The organism is Nitrosomonas sp. Is35 (assembly GCF_033063295.1).
GTDB lineage: Bacteria > Pseudomonadota > Gammaproteobacteria > Burkholderiales > Nitrosomonadaceae > Nitrosomonas.
The window spans coordinates 594,047-617,155 of the sequence record NZ_JAWJZH010000001.1; the positions used below are offsets into that span (position 1 = coordinate 594,047).

22 protein-coding genes and 3 pseudogenes are annotated in these 23,109 nt (G+C 48.0%); 19 read left to right on the forward strand and 6 right to left on the reverse strand.

The genetic code is table 11. From position 1 onward, the window contains the following. The first annotated feature begins 245 nt into the window (after nucleotides 1-245). The 14 genes and pseudogenes from R2083_RS02765 (at nucleotide 246) to R2083_RS02820 (ending at nucleotide 14,658) form a co-directional block, all read left to right on the forward strand. The gene (locus R2083_RS02765) at nucleotides 246-683 is read left to right on the forward strand and encodes a hypothetical protein (protein ID WP_317537416.1); all 438 of its coding nucleotides are present in this window, start codon (nucleotides 246-248) and stop codon (nucleotides 681-683) included. 12 nt (nucleotides 684-695) lie between these two features. After that, a protein-coding gene (locus R2083_RS02770; protein WP_317530936.1) for an IS5 family transposase occupies nucleotides 696-1,459 on the forward strand; the annotation gives its coding sequence in 2 pieces (ribosomal slippage) (nucleotides 696-1,011 and nucleotides 1,011-1,459; 765 coding nt in all). Nucleotides 1,460-1,522: 63 nt separating this feature from the next. Beyond that, nucleotides 1,523-1,675 (forward strand): annotated as a pseudogene (locus R2083_RS15360) (DUF6531 domain-containing protein); the annotation flags it as partial. Between the two features lie 162 nt (nucleotides 1,676-1,837). After that, nucleotides 1,838-5,461, forward strand: coding sequence for an RHS repeat-associated core domain-containing protein (locus R2083_RS02775; RefSeq protein ID WP_317537417.1), 3,624 nt, complete (start codon nucleotides 1,838-1,840; stop codon nucleotides 5,459-5,461). Next, nucleotides 5,433-6,077, forward strand: coding sequence for a hypothetical protein (locus tag R2083_RS02780; protein ID WP_317537418.1), 645 nt, complete (start codon nucleotides 5,433-5,435; stop codon nucleotides 6,075-6,077). Before R2083_RS02775 ends, R2083_RS02780 begins: the two co-directional genes overlap by 29 nt. Nucleotides 6,078-6,174: 97 nt before the next feature. Beyond that, nucleotides 6,175-6,924: a DDE-type integrase/transposase/recombinase gene (locus R2083_RS02785; protein WP_317537419.1), complete on the forward strand. Its 750-nt coding sequence runs from the start codon at nucleotides 6,175-6,177 to the stop codon at nucleotides 6,922-6,924. Continuing rightward, nucleotides 6,870-6,989, forward strand: coding sequence for a hypothetical protein (locus R2083_RS15365; RefSeq protein WP_411172537.1), 120 nt, complete (start codon nucleotides 6,870-6,872; stop codon nucleotides 6,987-6,989). Before R2083_RS02785 ends, R2083_RS15365 begins: the two co-directional genes overlap by 55 nt. After that, complete coding sequence (locus R2083_RS02790) at nucleotides 6,940-7,239, forward strand: hypothetical protein (protein WP_317537420.1); 300 nt, start codon at nucleotides 6,940-6,942, stop codon at nucleotides 7,237-7,239. Before R2083_RS15365 ends, R2083_RS02790 begins: the two co-directional genes overlap by 50 nt. 273 nt (nucleotides 7,240-7,512) lie before the next feature. After that, a complete protein-coding gene (locus R2083_RS02795) occupies nucleotides 7,513-8,208 on the forward strand; it encodes a succinate dehydrogenase iron-sulfur subunit (protein WP_317537421.1) in 696 nt (231 codons plus the stop codon). Continuing rightward, nucleotides 8,205-8,438, forward strand: a complete 234-nt coding sequence (locus R2083_RS02800; protein ID WP_317537422.1) for a succinate dehydrogenase assembly factor 2 — start codon at nucleotides 8,205-8,207, stop codon at nucleotides 8,436-8,438. The genes R2083_RS02795 and R2083_RS02800 overlap by 4 nt, the downstream gene beginning before the upstream one ends. Nucleotides 8,439-8,522: 84 nt before the next feature. After that, nucleotides 8,523-9,824 carry a citrate synthase gene (gene gltA, locus R2083_RS02805; protein ID WP_317537423.1) on the forward strand — a complete coding sequence of 434 codons (1,302 nt, stop codon included), beginning with the start codon at nucleotides 8,523-8,525 and terminating at the stop codon, nucleotides 9,822-9,824. Between the two features lie 29 nt (nucleotides 9,825-9,853). Beyond that, entirely contained in the window at nucleotides 9,854-12,697 is a 2,844-nt protein-coding gene (locus R2083_RS02810) for a 2-oxoglutarate dehydrogenase E1 component (protein ID WP_317537424.1), read from the forward strand. Between the two features lie 12 nt (nucleotides 12,698-12,709). After that, a complete protein-coding gene (odhB, locus tag R2083_RS02815; protein ID WP_317537425.1) occupies nucleotides 12,710-13,960 on the forward strand; it encodes a 2-oxoglutarate dehydrogenase complex dihydrolipoyllysine-residue succinyltransferase in 1,251 nt (416 codons plus the stop codon). A gap of 176 nt (nucleotides 13,961-14,136) precedes the next feature. Continuing rightward, nucleotides 14,137-14,658 (forward strand): hypothetical protein, encoded by a 522-nt coding sequence (locus R2083_RS02820; RefSeq protein WP_317537426.1) that lies wholly within the window; start codon nucleotides 14,137-14,139, stop codon nucleotides 14,656-14,658. 187 nt (nucleotides 14,659-14,845) lie between these two features. On the opposite strand, the gene R2083_RS02825 is transcribed toward R2083_RS02820, so the two are convergent. Next, on the reverse strand, nucleotides 14,846-15,265 hold the full coding sequence (locus R2083_RS02825) for a hypothetical protein (RefSeq protein WP_317537427.1): 420 nt from the start codon (nucleotides 15,263-15,265) through the stop codon (nucleotides 14,846-14,848). 57 nt (nucleotides 15,266-15,322) lie between these two features. On the opposite strand from R2083_RS02825, the pseudogene R2083_RS02830 reads away from it, so the two are divergent. Next, nucleotides 15,323-15,699, forward strand: a pseudogene (locus R2083_RS02830) (transposase); the annotation flags it as partial. Nucleotides 15,700-15,735: 36 nt separating this feature from the next. Here R2083_RS02830 and R2083_RS02835 read toward each other — a convergent pair. Together R2083_RS02835 and R2083_RS02840 are read right to left on the reverse strand one after the other, a co-directional pair. Next, nucleotides 15,736-16,965: an IS256 family transposase gene (locus R2083_RS02835; RefSeq protein WP_317537414.1), complete on the reverse strand. Its 1,230-nt coding sequence runs from the start codon at nucleotides 16,963-16,965 to the stop codon at nucleotides 15,736-15,738. A gap of 169 nt (nucleotides 16,966-17,134) precedes the next feature. Further along, nucleotides 17,135-17,950, reverse strand: coding sequence for an integrase core domain-containing protein (locus tag R2083_RS02840; RefSeq protein WP_317537428.1), 816 nt, complete (start codon nucleotides 17,948-17,950; stop codon nucleotides 17,135-17,137). A gap of 43 nt (nucleotides 17,951-17,993) precedes the next feature. Here R2083_RS02840 and R2083_RS02845 point away from each other — a divergent pair. After that, nucleotides 17,994-18,659, forward strand: a pseudogene (locus R2083_RS02845) (IS3 family transposase); the annotation flags it as partial. Here the strand turns inward: R2083_RS02845 and R2083_RS02850 are convergent. From R2083_RS02850 to R2083_RS15370, 3 genes are read right to left on the reverse strand one after another with little or no spacing between them, the layout of a single operon-like run. Then, complete coding sequence (locus R2083_RS02850) at nucleotides 18,640-19,554, reverse strand: hypothetical protein (protein ID WP_317537429.1); 915 nt, start codon at nucleotides 19,552-19,554, stop codon at nucleotides 18,640-18,642. The pseudogene R2083_RS02845 and the gene R2083_RS02850 overlap by 20 nt on opposite strands. Beyond that, complete coding sequence (locus tag R2083_RS02855; protein ID WP_317537430.1) at nucleotides 19,551-19,871, reverse strand: transposase; 321 nt, start codon at nucleotides 19,869-19,871, stop codon at nucleotides 19,551-19,553. Before R2083_RS02855 ends, R2083_RS02850 begins: the two co-directional genes overlap by 4 nt. Continuing rightward, a complete protein-coding gene (locus R2083_RS15370; RefSeq protein ID WP_411172550.1) occupies nucleotides 19,774-19,980 on the reverse strand; it encodes a hypothetical protein in 207 nt (68 codons plus the stop codon). Before R2083_RS15370 ends, R2083_RS02855 begins: the two co-directional genes overlap by 98 nt. A 361-nt stretch (nucleotides 19,981-20,341) precedes the next feature. Here R2083_RS15370 and R2083_RS02865 point away from each other — a divergent pair, with 361 nt between their 5' ends. The 3 genes from R2083_RS02865 to R2083_RS02875 all read left to right on the forward strand — a co-directional run bounded on the left by R2083_RS02865 (nucleotide 20,342) and on the right by R2083_RS02875 (nucleotide 22,906). Next, the gene (locus tag R2083_RS02865) at nucleotides 20,342-21,517 is read left to right on the forward strand and encodes a cation:proton antiporter (RefSeq protein ID WP_317537431.1); all 1,176 of its coding nucleotides are present in this window, start codon (nucleotides 20,342-20,344) and stop codon (nucleotides 21,515-21,517) included. 551 nt (nucleotides 21,518-22,068) lie between these two features. Then, a complete protein-coding gene (locus R2083_RS02870; protein WP_317537432.1) occupies nucleotides 22,069-22,356 on the forward strand; it encodes a phosphopantetheine-binding protein in 288 nt (95 codons plus the stop codon). Between the two features lie 43 nt (nucleotides 22,357-22,399). Beyond that, nucleotides 22,400-22,906, forward strand: a complete 507-nt coding sequence (locus R2083_RS02875) for a hypothetical protein (RefSeq protein WP_317537433.1) — start codon at nucleotides 22,400-22,402, stop codon at nucleotides 22,904-22,906. Nucleotides 22,907-23,109: the final 203 nt, after the last annotated feature.

Below are 23,109 nucleotides of genomic sequence, written 5' to 3' on the forward strand. Positions count from 1 at the left end.
CGCCGATTCATCACTCAGAGCCAATCTTGGGTAGTTAATCAAGAAATGGGTGGTAATCGGGCTGTTATTTATAGTATTAGTTTGAAGAATTGACAATAAAATTCCGATTTTTAAAGAGATAATATAGTTATCTTTCAAGTTTTTGCAATGTAATAATGATCGCACTGTTTTCACCAGTGCATAGGGTGCGACTGCAGTTTCTTTAGCTTTAGCCAAAGCCAATCAACCAGTGTTGGGAGGTAGTAATGACAGGGAATTTTATTGGCAACAAAAGGAAAAATATACCTAATTTATTAACAACCTTTGCTCTAATACTTATATCTTTAGGATTCCAATCTTTCTCAGTTAAAGCTGAAATAATTTCTTATCCTGCAAAGCTTGTTGGTTGCATGCTCGGAGGAACTCCTTTTGCCTCTATTAAATCTACATGTCCTATCACAATTGCAACATATTACAACGCAACATCTGTTTCTTGTTCTCAGGAGATAATATATGCACAACAGAATGTTACGTGCACAGTATCTGGTCTCAACCTTGGTATACCTTGGACTTTTACTGCTACACAAGCGATGTGGCCATGGTATGTCTGTTCTTATGGTGGAATGCCAGTTGCTGGAGTAGCGGCGTACAATTGTGAACAGAATACTGCGAATATCAATCTAGGGCCTGTTAACGCTATTTGATATAATTTGGTGATGGAAATCACCGAAACTCAATATCAACAGATCGAGCACTGCCTGCCGCGTCAGCGTGGCAACGTCAGCCATTCCAATCTGCAAGTTCTCAATGCCATTCTTTACGTTGCCGAGCATGGCTGCAAGTGGCGAGGACTGCCCAAGCGATTCGGCAACTGGCATACCATCTATACCCGCATGAATCGCTGGGCAAAGAGTGGTGTACTGAGCCATGTATTTGGGCAACTTCAGCATCAGCAAATCATCCGTATCCGTATTGAAACTGTTTCGCTGGACAGCACCAGCATCAAAGTCCATCCCGACGGTACGGGTGCGTTAAAAAAAACGGCCCCCAATCCATCGGAAAATCTCGAGGTGGATGGACCACCAAAATTCATCTGGTTGCCGCAGATTCCAGAACAACCATAAGCTTTGCCCTCTCGCCCGGTCACGCCCACGATGCGCCAGAGGGCAGGCAGCTTTTGCTTTCCCTCGGTCCCGTCAATACGCCCACCTACCTGCTGATGGATCGTGCTTATGAGGGCGACCAAACCCGGCAACTGGCACTAGATTTGGGTTACATCCCGGTTGTTCCGCCCAAAGCAAATCGCTTGTCACCCTGGGAATACAACCGTGCCATGTACAAAAAACGCAACGAGATCGAACGATTGTTCAGAAGGCTCAAGGGATTTCGCCGCATCTTCTCCAGGTTCGATAAGCTCGATGTCGTCTTCATCTCCTTTATCCACTTCGCTCTCATCGTCGAAGCAATCAGATTGTGTTAACAGGCCCTAATAAAAAATCTTGGTTATGATTCAAATAGCTGCCCGCTTTATGCGGGTAATCCTATACATACTCGAACCGGCAATAAGTATGTATTTGAATCCGATTATGACTCCCAATTACTTAAATTCACACGTTATTACAACAGTGCACAAAATACACTTGATCGTCATATTGGTATACAGTGGCGGCATAGCTATAATTCTCAACTCGTATTTAACCAAACAACTAATTCGATACCTATAGCCTTTGCAGAACGTCCTGATGGCAAAACAGTATTTTTTAGGTTCATCGGTGGTCAGTGGATAAGCGATAACGATATTACAGATCGATTATTAGAAATTCCCGGCAGCGGCTGGCAATTTATTACAGTCGATGACTTGATTGAAGCCTATGACACATCTGGAAGATTGCTATCGATTACGAACCACAACGGTCGTACCCAAACGTTGTTCTACGACGCCAACGGCCGCCTAACCACAGTAACTGACAACACCGGTCGCGTACTCAGTTTCACTTACGATGGTTCCAGCCGCATCAAAACAATGACCGATCCGGCTGGCGGTATTTTTCAGTACGCTTATGATTCCGTCGGCAACCTGACTTCAGTCATCTACCCCGACGGCAAAGTTCGCCGCTATCACTACAATGAACCGGCGTATACCAGTGGCGCGAATCTACCGAATGCGCTGACCGGCATCACCGATGAAAATGGCGTGCGTTTCGCCACTTATACCTACGACACTCAAGGCCGCGCAGTGGTGACCGAGCATGCGGGTGGAGTGGAGCGCTATGTGCTCGGCTATAGCACCGACGGCAGCCACACACTCGTGACCGATCCGCTGGGCAGTCAATATACGCACAATTTCCAAACGATTCTTGGCGTGGCCAGAAGCACCGGTCAATCGCAACCGGCGGGTTCGGGTTGTAGTGCTGCTTCTAGCCACATCAGCTACGATGCCAACGGCAATGCGATCAGCCGTGCGGACTTCAATGGCAATAAGACATGCTATGCCTACGACCTAAACAGAAATCTGGAGATCGCACGGGTTGAAGGCGTGAGCAGTGCCAGCAACTGCCCGGGCGATTTACTGGGTTATACATCCGCAGCCAGCAGCAGCGAACGCAAGATTCTCACCGAGTGGCATGTCAACTATCGCTTGCCGCTCAAAATCACCGAGGCTGGGCGCGAAACCAGCTTTGTTTACGACATGTACGGCAATGTCACGCAACATCAAATCAAAGACACTGCAACCAATACGACGCGCACTTCGAGTACCAGCTATAGTTATCACCCCAGCATTCCCGGCGTGATCCTGCAAAAAGTCGAAGATGGCCCACGCACCGATGTCGCTGATATCACCACCACAGACTATTACCTGCCGGATGCTGCCTGCAGCGGCAGTCACTTCGGTTGTCGCGGGCAGATTGTCAGCATCGCCAATGCGCTCGGTCACGTCACGCAAATTACACGTTACAGCCCTCACGGTCAGCCGGAAGAAATCATCGATCCGAACGGCTTGATCACGGTATTGACTTACGACGCTCGCCAGCGATTGCTAACCCGCGCGATTGGGACGGAAACTTCCGTCTACCAATACGACGGTGCTGGACAGCTCAAGAAAATCACCTTCCCCGACGGCAGTTTCATCAGTTATAGCTACGATGCCGCGCATCGTTTGACTGGTATTACCGATAACGCGGGTAACCGCATTCAATACACGCTCGATGCAATGGGCAACCGCACTAACGAAGAGCTGTTCGATCCGCTCAATAACCTGACCAGAACCCAGCAACGCGAATTCGATGCGCTAAGCCGACTGTGGAAAGACATTGGCGCGCAAAGTCAGATCACGCAATACCAATACGATGCGCAAGGTAACCTCAAGCAAATCGCTAACCCGCTGCAGCACGCGGTCAATTTCCAGTTCGATGCGCTCAACCGTTTGACGGAAACCACCGATCCGGCCAGCGGCTTGACCCGGCAAATGCACGATGCGCTGGACCGGATCACCCAGGTAGCCGATCCGCGCGATATCGCCACAACTTATAGCTACAACGGTTTTGGCGAAGTGACGCAAGAAATCTCCGCCGATCGCGGCACTACGACCTACACCTATGACAGTGCCGGTAATCTCAAAACCGTGCTCGACGCGCGGGGTGTCAAACATACGTATACCTGGGATTCCTTAAACCGCCCGACCAAACGCAACCATGCCACAATACCCGGTGTGCCTGGGGCAATTGCGCTGATCTGGAGTTACGATGCAGGCGCCAATGGTGTTGGCCGATTAACCGGCATGACCGATGAATCTGGTTCCACTGGCTTCAGCTACGATCAGCATGGCCGTTTACTCACAAAAATACAAACCGCCAAGATTGCAAGCGGCACAGGTAACACCATCAATTACATTCACACACTGGGTTACCAATACGACAGCTTTGGCCGCTTAAACCAGACCACGTATCCATCTGGCACGCAGATCACCACCAGCTATGGTGCCGACGGACGTCCGAACGAGATCCGTATCAATGGCAATGTGCTATTGAATAACATCACTTATCATCCCTTCGGCGAACCGAAGAGCTGGGTATGGGGAAATGGCCAAGCGTATACGCGCAGCTTTGACTTAGATGGACGGCTCAGCACCCATCCGGTTGGCAACGACACTCGCACGCTGACCTACGATCCTGCCAGCCGCATCACGCAGACAACTGATACCAATCCGCTTTACAACCGTAGCTACGATTACGACGCGCTCGACCGCTTGGTCAGCCAGTCGGACAATAACGGCTTCAAGCTGTGGGGGTATGACGCCAACAGCAACCGTACCCAAGCGCAGTTCGGCGGCACGGTTTATCCCTACGTCATCGCTGGAACCAGCAACCGCCTGACAAACGTGGTCGGACCGGTTGCGAGGAACTATACCTACAACGCTGCCGGTTATCCGTTGAGCGATGGTATCGCCACCTTCACCTGGAACGCCGCCGGAAAACTCGTAGCCACGGTCAAAAGCGCCAAGACACACACCTACAAATACAATGCCCTGGATCAACGCATCAGCAAAAACGGCCCGCTGAGTCCGAAGTTTCTGTTCTTCTACGATCCAAGCGGACAATTGATCGGGGAGTACCGGGATAACGCATCAACAACCACACCAACCAATGATTGGCTGGTCAGGCAGGAAACCGTGTGGCTGGGCGATATTCCGGTCGCGGTAATCACGAAACCCGCCGCCACCAGTGAGATCCAGGTGCATTACATCCACGCTGACCACCTCAATACCCCGCGGGTGATCGTGAATCAAAACAACACTATCGTCTGGCGCTGGGAAAACACCCACGCCTTCGGCGCCAATCTGCCCAACGAAGACCCGGATGGTAACGGTCAATTATTTGAATACCATCCAAGATTTCCTGGCCAGTACTTCGATAAGGAAACCGGGCTACACTACAACCACTTCCGCTATTATGAACCAGAGACTGGAAGATACATCTCGCCCGATCCGATTGGACTGGCGGGGGGAGTCAATGTCTGGGGCTATGTGGGTGGGAATCCAGTTTTGAATTTTGATCTGCTGGGTTTGGAACTAATTTCGTTTGAGGAAGGGCAACGGATTACTGAAGTTGCTAGAACTTGGTCAGGAGTACCTTATTATGAGAATGGTGGTGCAAGGTCAAGTCGAGATAGAGCTGATTGTTCTGGGTCTATTTGGAAAATCTATGAGGAGGCAGGTTATCCTTATGAATATTCAAATTCTAAAATGTTTCCGGATAACCTGCGTTTTAAGCCTGTTCCTGATAATAAGCCTCAGCCGGGTGACGTAGGACAATGGAATGGTCATGTATTAATTTTCGATCCTAAAGCAGGCGCTAGATATGATTCCTGGTCTGCTCGCAGACCAGGGGTGCCATTTGGTGCTGCTCAGATAATTTGGTGGGAAAAATCAATGGGGGCAGTAACATGGTATCGATATGACAAACCAAACAATAATATTAAGTAGTAAGCATATAATATTCATAATCTTAGCTATTGTATGCTATGTATCATTCAATCACAGTATCTGGGCTAAATCTCTCACTGAAGTTGATGCTGTAAGGATTGTCGCGGAAAAATTTTGCCTCGCTGAATTCGAGGGTGATCCAGATATGCGAATGGATATTGCAAAATATACAACAAGCCGACGAAAAGAAGAGAGCAGAAAAGATCCTGAATTACTTGGAAAAGTTATTGCATTTGAAGCGGATCCAATTTTTGTTGTTAAATCATTTGAAATCACAAATATTTTAGTTGAAAAAAATACCGCAGTTGTAACCATTGTTTTTGATCGGATAGCAAAAAGTATGGGTAGTGGATTACCTGGAAGAAAGATAATTGCTGATGATTTGAAACAAGATGTTGTAAAACTCCGGTTAATTCGCGATCAAGAAGAATGGTGGATTTTGGATCCTCCAATACCACGGGTGTCAGTAAAAGCGTTACATCAGTTTTATAAAGATAGAATTGATAGCATGGCTGACTGGATTTTTACAAAGCGAGCCTCTGAGTCTCAAAAAAATAATTATGAAGAAATGAATAAAACTTTAGAGATATTGAAGTTGTTAATGGTAAGTAAGTAGCCGGATAAGCTTGCATCATCTGGGTTAACAATGCCAAGCGGTGCAAAACCTGTAAGAATTACTAGCGTTGTTTACAGTATTTGGGAGAATACTGTAGATGAACATACACAAACGCACCCGATTAACTTTATTAGATCGTCAGGAAATCTGGCGGCTTTATCAAACCCGGCTGTGGAAGGTGGCGCATTTGGCGGAACGCTTTCATGTCAGCCGGCCAACGATTTATGATGTACTGAAACGCGCGAGACTGCAGGAATTTACGCCGCGTGACAGCACCAATCAGCGGTTCAAGACGTTGCAATACGGTCTTAAGCGCCTGGCTAAGGTCGAACAAGCCATCCAGGAACGGCTCAAGCGTGAAGCCAAACGCTATAACAAGTCTTACCCAGGTGAGCTTGTTCACTTTGATACCAAGCGGCTTTCCTTGTTGAAAGGGCAATCCGCCAATGAACCTCGCGAGTACCTGTTTGTGGCCATCGATGATTTTTCCAGGGAGCTGTATGCCGATATTTTTCCCGATAAAACTCAACACAGCGCAGCTCGCTTTCTCATAGACACTGTCATTGCCCAATGTCCGTATCAGATCGACTGCGCTTATTCCGATAACGGCAAGGAATTTAAAGGAACTGACGGCCATGCTTTCGGCAAAGCTTGCACACAACACGGTATCGGACAGAAGTTTACCCGCATCAATCGTCCGCAAACCAACGGCAAAGCCGAACGAGTCATCCGCACCCTGATGGATAGTGGCACAGCCAGATTTCCTTTAAAGACTGCGCCGATCGGCGCGTTCTGCTTTCCCGTTTCATTAACTTCTACAATACCGTCAAACCTCATAAGAGTTTGAATAATGCTACCCCTTATGAAATACTTCACGCTTATTTCAATCAACCTCTCTGTAAACAACCCTGAGATTTCTTACACCTTAAGCACTATCTTGATTGAAAGATCATTCTGGCATATTGGCTATTCAAATTATTTGCTACTGCTGAGTATTCTTGCTGTGATGCACATCGTCGTTAGTACTATGATAATCATCGCTAATCCAGGTAAACTTCTGTTGCGATTGGGAGCAATAGTGATATTTATCATTGGTCAACGGTGGTCCATTGAGCTGATTGCAATGGTAATGATTTGGCAGGTTCGCGGATTTGCGCCATAGTGAGCAGCTTGGATCAGCTTGCAACATTCAGGATTCACGGAATAACATCTTGCAGTAGTCTCTTCGATCTGAATAGTCTGAAAGAGGATTAAAGTGTAAGAAATTAACCGCGGTTTGCAGAATTGATGGTGGCAAACGGCGTTTCTCTGATCTACCTGACGATTTACAATTACAACCAAACGCTGTCAATCCGGTTTCAAATCTGTATACTTTGCAGTGTTCTGAGTTGTTTCTATCGATTTAAGCCGTATTCAAACCATCCGGAGCCAGCCCATGAAGTTTTCGATTTACCGCTACGATCCCGATAAAGATGAAAAACCTTACATGCAGGATTACGACGTGCAGCTGGCGCCGACCGATAAGATGTTGCTGGATGCGTTGCTGCGCATTAAGTCGATCGATGACAGTTTGAGTCTGCGCCGTTCCTGCCGCGAAGGGGTGTGCGGTTCGGATGCGATGAATATCAACGGGCGCAATGGGTTGGCGTGCATCACGCCGGTCCGCAGCCTGAAAGAGCCGGTGGAAATACGGCCGTTGCCCGGATTGCCGGTGATTCGCGATCTGATCGTGGATATGACGCAATTCTTTCAACAGTACCATTCGATCAAACCTTATTTGATCAACAACGATCCGCCGCCCGAAACGGAGCGGTTGCAGTCGCCGGAGGAAAGAGCGGCGTTGGACGGCGTTTATGAGTGCATCTTATGCGCGTGTTGCACCACTTCCTGTCCGTCGTTCTGGTGGAATCCGGATAAATTCGTCGGCCCGGCGGGGTTACTTCAAGCGTACCGGTTCCTGGCCGATAGCCGTGATCAGGCGACCGCTGAACGGCTGGATAATCTGGAAGATCCTTACCGGCTGTTTCGCTGCCATTCCATCATGAATTGCGCCGATGCCTGTCCTAAAGGCTTGAATCCTACCGAGGCAATCGGCAAAATCAAGGACATGATGGTCAAAAGAACGGTATGAAGGAATTCGAACGCGCCCGCTGGCGCTGTCGGCGCGGCCTGCTCGAATTGGATATTATTTTGCAGCGTTTTATGGATCAGCATTACGCGCAATTGGATCAGCAAGGACTAGAGCAATTTGAACGATTACTGTCCTTACCGGATAATGACCTGTGGGATTTGATCGCAGCAAAACAAATCAACCGCGATAGTGACTTGCAGGCAATTTTGGAATTACTACAAAAGAGTTAGGTTTCCGATGGTATTCTGGCAGCTCTGGAACCTGATAACAGTGCATACTCATCAAATCATACGCAACACAAGTGGAGAAGTCATATGGCACAAAAAGGCACAGCGACTCTGAATCTGAATAACGGCAGCGCGCCAATCGAGCTGCCGGTTTTATCCGGAACTATGGGCCCGGATGTGATCGATATCCGTAAGCTGCACGCACAGAGTGGCTTGTTTACTTATGATCCCGGTTTTTTGTCAACCGCGAGCAATAGCTCGACGATTACTTTCATCGATGGCGACAAGGGCATTTTGCTGTATCGCGGCTATCCGATCGAACAGCTGGCGTTGCATTGCGATTTCATCGATGTTTGCTATTTATTGCTGCATGGCGAATTACCGTTACCTGAGCAGAAAAAAACCTTTGATGGTGCGATCAAAAGCCATTCGATGTTGCACGAGCAACTGGTGCGGTTTTATAGCGGATTCCGCCGTGACGCCCATCCGATGGCGGTGATGGTTGGCGTGGTCGGTGCGCTGTCGGCGTTTTATCATGACGCATTGAATATTTCCGATCCGTCGCACCGCGAACAATCGGCATTCCGCTTAATCGCCAAATTGCCGACGATTACCGCAATGGCGTACAAATACAATATTGGGCAGCCGTATGTTTATCCGCAAAACAACTTGAGTTATGCGGAAAATTTCCTGCACATGATGTTTTCCGTGCCGACGGAAAAATACGAGGCCAACCCCGTCATTGTGCGCGCCTTGGACCGGATTCTGATTTTGCACGCCGATCATGAACAGAACGCTTCCACCTCGACCGTTCGTCTGGCGGGTTCCAGCGGGGCTAATCCGTTTGCCTGTATTTCCGCGGGTATTTCCTGCCTATGGGGCCCTGCGCATGGTGGCGCGAACGAAGCCTGCCTGCATATGCTGGAGGAGATTGGTGATGTGTCGCGCATCGATGAGTTCATCCGGCGCGCTAAAAACAAAGACGATAATTACCGGCTCATGGGCTTCGGTCACCGGGTTTATAAGAACATGGACCCGCGCGCGAAACTGATGCGCGAAACCTGCCACGAAGTGTTGAACGAGCTGGGGTTGCAAAACGACCGCTTATTCAAACTGGCGCTGCAACTGGAAAAAATCGCTTTGGAAGACGATTATTTCATTTCGCGTAAGCTCTATCCGAACGTCGATTTTTATTCTGGTATTGTGCAGCGGGCATTGGGCATCCCGACCAGCATGTTTACCGCGATTTTCGCGATGGCGCGCACCGTCGGCTGGGTGGCGCAATGGAGCGAGATGGTATCCGATCCGGATTATAAAATCGGGCGCCCGCGTCAGCTTTATACGGGCACGACGATGCGCGATGTGCCCAGTTCGTACATTAAAAAATAGCCGTTCATTTATTTTAGGCCGCTGACCTTATGAACAAGCCGTTGTTGGATGATACGCTCTTGTCCGGTGCGAATGCCGCGTTTGTCGAGGCGGTTTATGACGAGTATCTGCATAATCCCAATTCGGTCGCGCTCGCCTGGCGTGAATACTTTGACCAGCTCGCGAAACAACCGGAAGCTGCCGCAACCCGGCAAACGCAACCGCCAGTGAGTGGTTCGACGGCTGCCGTTCCCACCGCGAAACCTTCCGGCAGAGAAACACAAACCGTATTACCCGAAGCGGTGGCCGCGGATACGGACGATCGCAAGCAAGTTGCCGTGCTGCAACTGATCAACATGCACCGCTATCTGGGTTTGAATCAGGCTAAGCTGGATCCGCTCGGACTGAAACAGCAAGCGGATGTGCCCGAACTGAATCCGGCGCATTACGGCTTTATCGAATCCGATATGGATAAGGTATTCAACACCGGTTCTTTGGTTGGTCCCGAGCATGCCACGTTGCGCGAGATATTGCAGATTCTGCGGGAAACCTACTGCGGTTCGGTCGGCGCCGAATACATGTATATCTCTTCGGTGGAGCAGAAACGCTGGATTCAGGCGCGGCTGGAAGGTCAACGATCGAATCCGGATTATTCCGCGGATTATAAGCGCCATATTCTTGAGCGGCTGAATGCCGCAGAAGGGCTGGAAAAGTATCTGCACACCCGCTATGTCGGGCAAAAACGCTTCTCCGGCGAAGGCAATGAAAGTCTGATCCCGCTGCTGGACAATCTGATTCATAGAGCGGGTAAAACCGGTGTGCAGCAGATCATCATGGGCATGGCGCATCGCGCCCGGCTCAATGTACTGGTCAACACGCTGGGAAAAATGCCCGCCGATCTGTTTCGCGAGTTTGAAGGAAAGCAGCCGGAAGCGTTACCATCCGGCGACGTGAAATATCATCAAGGATTTTCATCCGCGATTAAAACTGCCGATGGCATCGTGCGCTTGGCGCTGGCGTTCAATCCGTCACACCTTGAGATTGTCAATCCGGTGGTCGAGGGTTCGGTGCGCGCACGCCAGCATCTGCTGAACGACAAATTGGGCGACCGCGTGCTGCCGGTGTTGATCCACGGCGACGCGGCTTTTGCCGGGCAAGGCGTGGTGATGGAAACGCTGAATTTATCGCAAACCCGCGGTTACGGCACCGGCGGCACGGTGCATATCATCATCAATAATCAGATCGGTTTCACCACATCCGATCCGCGCGACAGCCGTTCGACCTTGTACTGCACCGATGTTGCCAAAATGATCGAAGCGCCGATTTTCCACGTCAATGGTGACGATCCCGAAGCGGTGGTGATGGTAGCCGAACTGGCGCTGGATTTCCGCATGCGTTTTCATAAGGATGTCGTGATCGATATGGTGTGCTTCCGCCGCCTTGGTCACAATGAACAAGATGAACCGATGGTGACGCAACCGCGCATGTATCAAATCATCAATCAGCATCCCGGCACACGCAAACGCTATGCCGATAAGCTGATTGGAGAAGGCGTGATCAAACCGGAAGACGCGGATCAGCTGGCGCAAGCATACCGCGAAGCGATGGATGAAGGCGTCAACCCAAACAAGACGGTGTGCTATGACTATAAGTCGCCATATGCCATCAATTGGGAGCCTTTTGTCCAACCCTGCAAATGGAACAAGAAGGTTAAAACCGGTGTTGCGCTGCAAACGCTGAAACAGCTTGCATTGCGGCTGACGGATATTCCCGAAGGTTTCAAACTGCATTCACGGGTGGAAAAAATCATTGCCGACCGGCGCTCGATGGGCAATGGTGAATTGCCGCTGGATTGGGGCATGGCGGAGAATCTGGCTTACGCATCCTTGTTGAAGGAAGGGTATCCGGTCAGATTGTCGGGACAGGATTCGGGCCGCGGCACATTTTTTCACCGCCACGCGGTATTGCATGACCAGGTAGCCGCCGATCAGAACGAACGGATTTATGTGCCGTTGCGCCATTTGTACCCCGAACAACCGGATTTTGTCGTCATCGACTCGATGCTGTCGGAAGAAGCAGTGCTGGGTTTTGAATACGGTTACGCCACCACGCAACCGACCGAATTGGTGATCTGGGAAGCGCAGTTTGGCGATTTTGCCAATGGCGCGCAGGTGGTGATCGATCAGTTCATTGCTTCGGGCGAAGCCAAATGGGGCCGCTTGTGCGGCTTGGTAATGATGCTGCCGCACGGTTACGAAGGGCAAGGGCCGGAACATTCTTCCGCGCGGCTGGAGCGGTATTTGCAATTATGCGCGGACTACAATATTCAAGTGTGCGTGCCTTCGACCCCGGCGCAAATGTTTCATGTGCTGCGGCGGCAGATGATCCGCCCGATCCGCAAACCGCTGATCATCATGAGTCCGAAAAGCATGCTGCGCCATAAGGAATCGGTGTCCAGTCTGGACGAACTGGCGCATGGACATTTTTATCCGGTTATTTCCGAAACTGAAAATCTGGATTCCAATCAAGTAAAACGCATTATCGCGTGCAGCGGGAAGATTTATTACGAGCTGATGGCGTACCGCAAAGAGCAGCAAATCTCAAATATGGCCATTATCCGCTTGGAACAGCTTTACCCGTTCCCGCACGAGGAATTTCAAGCCGAGATTGATCGCTTCGGCAACGCCAAGGAAGTGGTGTGGTGTCAGGAAGAACCGGGTAATCAAGGCGCATGGCATCGCATTCAACACTATTTATTGCGCCATATGAAACCGGATCAGGTGCTGGGCTATGCGTTGCGCGCATCTTCGGCTTCCCCGGCAGTCGGTTATACGGCAAGACACAAATTTACACAGAATGAGTTAATCGTCGCAGCATTCCGAGAAAAAATTTAGCACGAGGGCGCCATGCTAGTTGAAGTCAAAGTTCCCGCATTATCCGAATCCGTAGCGGAAGCTACGTTAATCTCCTGGCACAAGAAAGCGGGAGACTACGTCAACCGGTCGGAAAATCTGATCGACATCGAAACCGATAAAGTCGTGATGGAACTGCCCGCACCCAGTGCCGGTGTATTGGCTAAAGTGCTGAAAGGGGATGGCGCAACCGTCGTCAGCGGCGAAGTGATCGCGATGATTGAAACCGAAGCGGCCGTTCAACCGGAGAATGAAGTCAAACCGGCTCCCGCTGCAAGTCAGCAGGCGCAAGCCCCTGCTGCGCTGAACGCAGAAAAATCAAGCGTTGAAGCAGTCGATACCGCAATTCCGATGCTGATGCCGGCAGCACGCAAACTGGCGGAAGAAAATAATCTGAAAGCGACGGAAACGTCGGCGATCAAGGGCACCGGCCTCGGCGGGCGCATTACCAAAGAGGATGTGCAAGCATATATGGCTAGTAAATCCGGTGTGGCTGCAAAAGTTGGAATTGAATCCACCGCAACGGGTAAACCAGCAACAGGAACGCGCACCGAACGCCGGGTGGCTATGTCGCGCTTGCGCCAGCGCATTGCGGAGCGTTTGGTAGAGTCACAATCGACCGCAGCGATTCTGACCACGTTCAACGAAGTCAATATGCAGGCGATCATCGATCTGCGCACGCGCTATAAAACCGAGTTTGAAAAGGAGCACGGCGTCAAACTCGGCTTCATGTCGTTCTTCGTCAAAGCGGTGATTGCCGCATTAAAGAAATACCCGATCGTCAATGCCTCGGTGGAAGGCAATGAAATTGTCTACCACGATTACTACGACATCGGCATCGCAGTCGGCAGCCCGCGCGGGCTTGTCGTGCCGGTTATCCGTGACGCGGACAGATTGTCGCTGGCGGAAATCGAACTGCAAATCGCCGACTTTGCCAAACGCGCGCAAGACGGTAAACTCACCATTGAAGAACTCAGCGGCGGGACCTTCTCGATCACCAACGGCGGCGTTTTCGGCTCGATGCTGTCGACCCCGATCATCAATCCGCCACAAAGCGCCATTCTCGGCATCCACGCCACTAAGGAACGTGCAGTCGTCGAAAACGGCCAAATCGTCATCCGCCCGATGAATTATTTAGCGCTATCGTATGATCACCGCATCATCGACGGCCGCGAAGCGGTGCTGTCGCTGGTGGCGATGAAAGAAGCGCTGGAGTATCCGATGAGTCCGTTGTTGGAGAGGTGAAAGAAAATCGCAGGTACCGATGAAATCGATGCGCCTCTTTGCATCAGCGCATCCTGCCGATTTTGTAAATTCCGAAACTTTAGTTATATATACATAATATGTGTAGACATCTAATTATATTCGCAATTATTCTTTTTTTGCCTTTTCCTGCACTTGCCGCAGATGTTAGGGATCTCATGAACAACGATGCTGCTAAATATGATCGTCAACAGAGAAAAGAACTGGCTATCGAATTTAAAGATCTATTTGAATCCCTTGATAAAGCTATACCCAGCTTAAAGCCATCAGAACAAGAATGGATTAATCAAGAAAGAAATAACGTATACCGGATGGAAGATAAAGTAAAAGCTCTGGAAAGACTTTCAAAGCTCGAAGAAACAGTAGAGTTTCAGCAAGAATTTATAAAAAAACATATCCAGAAAATTCTGGAAGCAACAAATTGCATTATTCAGGCTCAAGAAATTCGGCGAGAAATTTATTGCTGGTCTCAGTTAAGCTATTCACTAACCGAAGAAACTGGTTTGAACTATGCTCTTACAACTCTAGAAAAATGGCAGAAGATCTACATATCAAAAGAACGGGGAAAAAAGGGGCTTTATTTGGGAGATCTACTCAAATGGGATTTCTATGGTTTCGTTGGTAGAAATATAATTAGTTCTTTTGTTATCCCATATTTAGCAAGAGAACTCAAAAATTGAAATGCACCTCCCTATTCACTGAGCTTCCAAAAATCGCGCTATCGGCCTTTGCGAAGGAGTAACGCTCTTAAAAGTGTAGTGGCTTGGAAGTTATGGAAAGAACAGAGGAGAAACGGAATATTTGGTCGCTGGGTTTGCGTGGTTGATTCTTGAACCCGCCTGGGATGAATGGAGCGATCCATAGCGTTCAATAGATTATTTCAATATTCTCCAGCTTGAAATGCGATTTTAACGATTCCAGCAAATCGTCGTGTAAATACACCCGCCAGTCATTCCCCAATTCCAGTTCCCCGCTCGCCAAATCATTGCTATAGACGACTGTAACCGGGCAGTAATTCGCATAGTTTTTTTGCACCTGAGAGGTGAAAGGTGTCAGTAAGGCTTTGAGGCTGGAGATTTGTCCGATGGTGCTAGCATCGCAGCGGATTTTAAGTTGTCTGGCGAAGCGTGAGCGGATGCCGGCGAGGCCGTAGAGTTGTTCGACGGTGATGCGGAGTTCGTCGCTATCTTCGCCGTTGTAGTTGCGGTTGCTGATTTTGGCTTCGGCGATCAATAGTTGATCTTCTTTTAACCAAGCGCGATTGGCGTCGAATGGTAATCCCCTCAAAAATTGAACGAGCAAAGCAGTAGAATTTTCTATCCTAGACGAAGAGGAATTTTACTGATGAAGAAGCAGCGATTTACGGAAAGCCAGATCATGCAGATATTGAAGCAAGCTGAAGGAGGAATTCCTGTGGCTGATTTATGCCGGGAACATGGAATGAGTACTGCAAGTTTTTATAAATGGCGCAGCAAGTATGGTGGGATGGATGCTGCCTTACTATCTGAAATGAGGGCGATGGTTGAGGAAAACAAACGGTTAAAGCGGATGTATGCGGAAAGCCAGATGCAGAATGAGCTATTGAAGGAGGCACTTGGAAAAAAGTGGTAAAGCCCTCACAGCGCAAAGTAATGGCACAATGGGCAGTACAGGATAAATCCGTTAGTATCGTTTTGGCCTGTACAACATTTGGCATTTCTGAGACCTGCTATCGTTATCGTCCGGCGGGGGTGTCCTAGATTTTGTGTAAACGGTGGTTAATAATGCCGAGGCATTCTTTCGTTAAATTGAATAGTAAACCTGTTTAGTGCCGGTTTCCAATCTCTTAGTGGCATAGACCATTTTTTGGCGATATTGCTGAGAGCCAAATAGAACAATTTGATCACAGCTTCATCGTTGGGAAACGATCCACGGTTTTTGCTGACTTTGCGTAGGCTCATATTGACTGACTCAATCGCATTGGTGGTATAAATGATGCGCCGTATCTCAGGCGGGTAGTCGAAGAATGGAATGATGCGTTGCCAGTTATTGCGCCAAGATCGGGCGATCGGTGGATAAGCATAGTTCCATTTATCTTCAAAGTCGGCTAACGCGTGTTCAGCCTCATCAATCGTGGCGGCGCTGTAGACCAAACGTAAATCAGCAGCTACTTCCTTGCGTTTATTCCAGCCGACGTAGTTGAGACTATTACGAACCATGTGCACGATACAGAGTTGTACAATGGCATGTGGATAGATGGTTTCAATCGCTTCGGGAAAGCCCTTTAAGCCATCGACACAGGCGATAAAGATATCTTGCACGCCACGATTTTTGAGTTCAGTGACAACGCTGAGCCAGAACTTGGCACCCTCGGTCTGAGCAATCCATAAGCCCAGTATTTCTTTATGGCCCTCCATGTTAATGCCGATCGCCAGGTAAATCGCTTTGGTACGAACGCTACCAGCGTCACGAACTTTGGCATGGATACAATCGAGATAGATCACAGGATACACCGCATCGAGAGGCCGGGATTGCCACTGCTTCACTTCATCCATTACGCCATCAGTGACCGTAGAAATGAGCGTAGGCGATACTTCTGTGCCATACATTTCAGTGAGGTGCTGTTGGATTTCACGCACTGTCATGCCACGGGCATACAGCGAGAGGATCTTGTCATCAAAGCCCGCCCAGCGGGTCTGATGCTTGGAAATGATCAGAGGCTCGAAGCTGCCCTCACGGTCACGGGGGATCTCGATGGGTAACTCACCGAATTCACCTTTCAGGGTCTTACGGCTTTTACCATTTCTGGTATTGCCAGTGGCATTGACTACCGTTTCGTGCTTATCGTGACCAAGATGATCGGCCATTTCTGCTTGCAAGGCACGTTCAACCAACGCTTTGGTGAGTTGCTTGAGAAGACCATGCTCACCGATTAAATCTTCTGGCTTTTTGTAATCGGCCAGCAGGCTATCAATTAAGCCGGCTGGCAGGGGTTTGGGTGTGGTCATTTTTGCTCCAAAAATATATAAACAGTTTCCTGCAATATGACCATTTACACAAAATTATTTACACCTCTATCCAGGGCGCTCAACGATGAGAACGAAGAAATCGCCGATTGGTTACTACGCCTGACGACTTGTCACAAGCGTTGGGGCTTTGGCTTATGTGTAAGAAATCTCAGGGTTGTTTACAGAGAGGTTGATTGAAATAAGCGTGAAGTATTTCATAAGGGGTAGCATTATTCAAACTCTTATGAGGTTTGACGGTATTGTAGAAGTTAATGAAACGGGAAAGCAGAATGCGCCGATCGGCGCAGTCTTTAAAGGAAATCTGGCTGTGCCACATATCCATCAGGGTGCGGATGACTCGTTCGGCTTTGCCATTGGTTTGCGGACGATTGATGCGGGTAAACTTCTGTCCGATACCGTGTTGTGTGCAAGCTTTGCCGAAAGCATGGCCGTCAGTTCCTTTAAATTCCTTGCCGTTATCGGAATAAGCGCAGTCGATCTGATACGGACATTGGGCAATGACAGTGTCTATGAGAAAGCGAGCTGCGCTGTGTTGAGTTTTATCGGGAAAAATATCGGCATACAGCTCCCTGGAAAAATCATCGATGGCCACAAACAGGTACTCGCGAGGTTCATTGGCGGATTGCCCTTTCAACAAGGAAAGCCGCTTGGTATCAAAGTGAACAAGCTCACCTGGGTAAGACTTGTTATAGCGTTTGGCTTCACGCTTGAGCCGTTCCTGGATGGCTTGTTCGACCTTAGCCAGGCGCTTAAGACCGTATTGCAACGTCTTGAACCGCTGATTGGTGCTGTCACGCGGCGTAAATTCCTGCAGTCTCGCGCGTTTCAGTACATCATAAATCGTTGGCCGGCTGACATGAAAGCGTTCCGCCAAATGCGCCACCTTCCACAGCCGGGTTTGATAAAGCCGCCAGATTTCCTGACGATCTAATAAAGTTAATCGGGTGCGTTTGTGTATGTTCATCTACAGTATTCTCCCAAATACTGTAAACAACGCTAGTAATTCTTACAGCTTATGCTTTCTTTATTTGCGTAATGTGAAGGGTTTTGGATGGAATCACAAACGTGTGTATCGTATTTACCGTGAGCTGGAATTGAATTTACGAATTAAGCCACGCAAGCGATTAAAGCGGGAGAAACCGGAGCCGCTAGCTGTGCCAGAACGGCCCAATGACACATGGTCGATGGACTTCATGGCTGATCAACTCACCAATGGCCGGTCTTTTCGAACCTTCAATGTGCTGGATGACTTCAACCGTGAAGGGTTGGGAATCGAAGTGGACGTATCGCTTCCATCAGAACGCGTTACGCGCGCTCTGGACCGGATTATCGAATGGCGCGGCAAACCCAGGAAGATTCGTTGTGATAACGGGCCGGAGAATATCAGTGGCACGCTTTGTTGCTGGGCAGAAACTCGAGGTATCCAGCTCGATTACATCCAGCCAGGAAAGCCACAGCAAAATGCCTACGTGGAACGCTATAACAGGGCCGTCCGGCATGAATGGCTGGAGATGAATGAATTTGCAACCATTGAAGAGGCCCAACTCACTGCGACACAGTGGTTATGGATTTATAATAATGAACGTCCAAGTATGGCACTTGGAGGTATCACGCTAGCAATGAAGTTGGCAGAAGCTTTTAAATTAAAACTCTCTACTGCATGCTCCTGTTAAAAATGGGGGGATTAGGGAATAATTCTCTGAAAACAACCAGTTCGACACGCGCCTTGCCATCGTCCAGATTGATGACACACATCCGGCCGCGGCGCGTCATTTGCACGCGCACCGAGTGGATGATACCGGCGATTAGTTGCGGTTCGCGGCTGGGGTTCAGCCGGTCGAGCCGGGTGCGGACGAAGCGTTTCAATTCCGCGGCGTAGGTATCGAACGGATGGCCGCTGAAGTAGTAGTCCAAGCCGATTTTTTCCTGGTGCAACTTTTCCCGCTCGGACCAAGCTTCGGTTTGGATCGGTTGTGTTTGCAGATGCGAATGGTCGCCGGTTTCACCGAACAAATTGGTCTGACTGGCAGCCCGGCTCATCTGTTCGGCGGATTCGATCGCCACCCCGACGGAAGCGATCAGGCTGGCACGGTTGGTGTTGATGGTATCAAACGCGCCGACGCGGATTAGCGATTCCATCACGCGGCGGTTGGCGATGCGCCGGTCGACGCGGTTGCAGAAATCGAATAAATCGCTGAACGGGCCGGTTTGTCCGCGTATCGTGATGATCGAATTGACTGCCGATTCTCCGGTGCCTTTGACTGCGCCGACACCAAAGCGGATGGTTTTGCCGTCCACGGGAACAAAACGGTAGTCGGACAAGTTGATGTCGGGTGGTAGAATCGTCAAACCGTTGGCGATGCTGTCCTCGACGAAAATTTGCACTTTATCGGTGTCGTCCATGTCCGCGGATAAACATGCCGCCATGAATTCGGCCGGGTAATGCGCTTTCAGGTAAGCGGTTTGGAACGCGATCAGCGCGTAAGCGGCGGCGTGCGATTTATTGAAACCGTAACCGGCGAATTTCTCCATCAAGCCGAACAGTTCGGTGGCTTTGTCTTCGCTCAAGCGGTTATCAACTGCCTGCGCAGCAGGTACAGGTTGGCCAGGCCCATCAACATGTTCACCTGAACGGCATTCTTCATCAGCCCACAGTAGCGAGTCCGGGTGAATCCAAACTGCCGCTTGATCACCCGGAATACATGTTCCACCCGCGCCCGGATCGAGGAATGCTTCCGGTTGCTTCTTCTGACTCTCCGAGAGATTCTGTCCGGGCTTGCGTTTATCTTATATGCACCAGCGTATTCCCAATTGCCGTGATCCGCGTTTGTATTCATCGCTGGCGTAGCCCGCATCGCCAAAATTCTTGGTCGAACTTGGCGCATGAATGAGCGTGGTATCTACCATCGTGCCTTTGGAAACCAGCAGCCCCTGGGTCTTGAGGTGAGCATTGATCGCCTCCAGCAATACCGACGTCAATTCGTGCTTCTCCAAAAGATGACGAAAATTCAGTGGTCAGCTCTGAATAAATCATAACAATATGATTTAAATTATAATATTTTTCATGTGCAATGGTTTTGATTGCAAGAAATTAATAAAATACCGGTAATTTCTTGCAGATTTCTGAGGGCGCTTGGTTTGAAATGGGGTTGTTTGTATTTGGAAAGTCTTGGATCAAAAATTCGAGGAGACTACAGAAGCACTCAAACTTTGGACTCAGATTTAATCTGATCTACTACAGCCACTTTCATTTTCTTGCAGAATGAGCAACAATGTCCAATCTGGATCTAACCACTTGTTTGATAATTGGAATAAACAGAAGAAAGCTAAATAAGCTAAAGGATACACACAAACTATGAATACACAGGAATTTTTTCTAATGGTGATGGTGATCATTTTCTCTGTTCCCTATCTCATTTGGCGTTTTGGGAAAACTGATTTTTGGGCACCTTTGGTGGTTGTGCAAATTTGCGTTGGCATTTTACTTGGGCCGGGGGTTTCAGGGGCAATTTTTCCAGAGCACTACAAGTCTATATTTAATCCGCAGGTACTCCAAGCGCTCAACGGTATTGCCTGGTGGGCGGTTATGATTTTTGTGTGGATCGCTGGTATCGAATTAGATTTGAAAAAAGCCTGGCTGTATAGGCGTGATAGCTGCATTACTGCGGGATTGGCATTGGGTTCTCCGCTGTTATTGGGTTGCCTTGCTGCAATTGTCGTGCTGATGACATTTAATATTAATTGGATAGGCCCTAAGGGGATGATATGGCAGTTTATTATTGGTGTGGGCATGGCATGTGCAGTAACTGCTTTGCCCATTTTAATTTTGTTGATGGAAAAGCTCAAAATCTTGCGTGAGCCTATTGGCCAGCGGATTATGCGTTACGCAAGCCTAGATGACATCGCTATCTGGATTGTGTTATCTCTGGTTCTCCTTGATTGGGATAGAGTGAGCCTTCAAAGTATATTTATAGTAAGTTTTATTACAATCAGCTTCTTGTATCGTAAGCTGATGTTATCCATTCAAGAGAGTGATCGTTGGTATGTGAGTTTTATTTGGTTGGCAGTTTGTGGTTTAACATCGGACTGGGCAGGTTTGCACTTTATGGTTGGAGCATTTCTGGCTGGCGTAGTGATGGATTCTGATTGGTTTAATCAAGAGGATATGGATAAATTGCGCCACTTTGTGATGATGACTATGCTGCCAGTATATTTTATAAGCACTGGTTTACGTACAAATTGGGAAATGGACGGCGTCTCGGTTTTTGCGGCGGCGACCATACTTTTGTTTGCCTCTGTAACAGGAAAATTAGCAGGCGCCTACGCCGCTGGCAAAATTCTAAAATGGGAAAAAGGTGAGGCATGGATTATTGGTTGGCTGCTGCAAACCAAAGCCCTTATTATGATTGTTTTCGCTAATGTTCTGTTGGATAAACAAATTATTACTAGTCAAACATTTACAGCTCTACTGGTGATGGCTGTGGTAAGTACCATGCTTACAGTACCCGTTGTGACGCCGAAGTTGCGGTAATGTTGGTGATTATTTTTAGGTAGAATAGAGATTCCAGACATCGGAATACAAATACTTAAAATAACAATGATTCAATTGGATCATCTCGTTCATAAAACGGATCCGTTGCTATTGCTTTCTGTGTTAAACATGACTATCAAGGGAAGTCGTACCGCTTATGGGAGAAATGGTGGATAAACTTCACATTCCCTCAGCTTTACAAATGTAAATGCTACATTATAATGTTTGTTTAAATTTTAATTGAGGGCATGGAATTTATTTAGATTATCTAGAAAATCATTTGCGCACATATGTCTATCCTTAAAATTGGGAAAGAGCAAAGGCGGTATGAGTTCCGCGAAAATATTTAAAACAGAATGAGATTGATGTTTTCTGGATAGAATATACAAACCTTCGTAGATTCTGATAACTAGTAATCACATCAATTACATGGATTAGTCAAATATAGCGTCTGAGTGCATATAATATTTTGAAATAATCATTAATTGAGTTCTCAAGCATTTGATACAAGTCTTGCGAATATGAATCTGCAGAAGTAAAACATTCAAGCTATGAATAATTCTATCGATAACACTGACCTAACCTCCAAATTAGAAAGCGAAATAGCACATCTTATTGTGTCAACATTAAATCTTGAGGTAACGTCAGATAAAATTGATCCTGATTTGCCATTATATAGGGATGGTCTAGGACTTGATTCAATTGATATTCTGGAACTGGCATTAGCGATATCCAAGCAATACGGCTTTCAAATAAAGTCTGATGACCCTGAAAACGAAGCTATTTTTAGTTCATTGCGGTATTTGGCTGCTTATATCGCTGTGAATCGCACCAAATAAATAGTTCATCTATGATGTTAATTTTAGCTCGATGAAGATAACGTTGAAAACCAACTCTAGTAAAATCATAACGGTGACAACAGTTGCAATTGTTACGATAGTAGGCTATCCGTTACTGATGCATCATTTTTTACACAAAGGGCAATACCAGGATTTAGCACTAATTTACCTCATGCAATTCATCATTACACAGCTTTTACTTGCCACTGTATTTGCTTCGACGTTGTTACCAGGCAAAACGCCATTGGTTACTCATTTTGCTCAAATGGTATATGGATTAGAGTTGCCATCAGAAGTAGATCACTATTGTAGAAATACAACATGGGCATGGGCGTTATTTTTCATTGCATTAGCTTTGGTAAGCTTACTATTGTACATATTCGCATCTGCCGTAATATGGTCTTTCTTTTGTAACGTATTGTATTTCCCGCTTATTGCAATGATGTTTGTGATTGAGTATTTTGTACGATCCTATTCTTTGCCTCATCTCAAAAGATTGCCGATTCTGAAAGGATGGAATCTCTACTGGGAAAATAAAAAATCTTCCTAAATGCTTTTCGTTTAGCAAGCCTATGCCTAAGCTGATTGCTCACCAAACACCGGATGCGATAATCGCTTATACGCAAAGTCACGCTATAACAGCACATGATTTTCTACGTGACTGTTTTGGGTTGGCAATGCGATTGCCCACCAAGCCTTATCTGCTAAATTTTTGTAAAAACCGGTATTTGTTTGCCGTAGGGATGGGAGCGG